The organism is Rhizobium sp. 01T444 (genome assembly GCF_056398305.1).
The window spans coordinates 1-626 of the sequence record NZ_JBFTPD010000245.1 but is presented as its reverse complement, the minus strand read 5'-3'; the positions used below and the strand labels follow the sequence as shown (position 1 = coordinate 626).

Genomic DNA, 626 nt, shown 5'->3' with positions numbered 1-626 from the left:
CGTGAAGGAAGAGCGCGAGCAGATGTTCGAGAAGGCGCGCAAGTCGAGCATGGACCTGGTGGAGATCAAGGCGCAACTGGCGGCTCGCAAGGAAGAACTCGTGGCGCAACAAGAGGCGACGGCCTGAGGGGCCCGTCGAACGACCCGATCGCGGGTTTCAACCGAGACGCTGGATCCCGCCCGCCTGCCACCATGGCGCGGTTTCCATCGCGAAACCGCGCCTCTTTCTCTGTCTTCAATGTCTCAGGAGAACGCCATGTCCGATCACGTCTACAAGCTCCTTGAACTCACCGGCTCCTCGCCCACGAGCAGCGACGATGCCGTGAGACGGGCGATCGCGAAAGCGAGCGAATCGGTCCGCAACATCCAATGGTTCCAGGTGACCGAAACGCGCGGCCATGTGGCCGACGGCAAGGTGGCGCACTGGCAGGTGACGCTGAAGGTGGGCTTCACCCTCGAGGGCTGATCCCATCGAATCGAACAGCCCGGCTTCGGCCTAGTCCGGGGCCTGCATGACGCGGTCGAACTCCTCGTCGTTCGGCACGTTGTCGGCGTCGAGATCGCTGGCGTCGGTGAGGTCGATGCCGGTTTCCTCGGAGAGTTCGTCCGTGGCCTCGGGCTCGTCC

The 626-nt window shown here is 63.9% G+C and carries 1 protein-coding gene; it reads left to right on the top strand.

From position 1 onward, the window contains the following. Window positions 1-256: 256 nt before the first annotated feature. Window positions 257-466, top strand: coding sequence for a dodecin (locus tag AC1DTN_RS38235; RefSeq protein ID WP_477925385.1), 210 nt, complete (start codon window positions 257-259; stop codon window positions 464-466). Window positions 467-626: the final 160 nt, after the last annotated feature.

Excerpts from the sequence above, each read along its gene's own strand:
- AC1DTN_RS38235 (WP_477925385.1), top strand. The coding sequence starts at position 257 with ATGTCCGATCACGTCTACAAGCTCCTTGAACTCACCGGCTCCTCGCCC.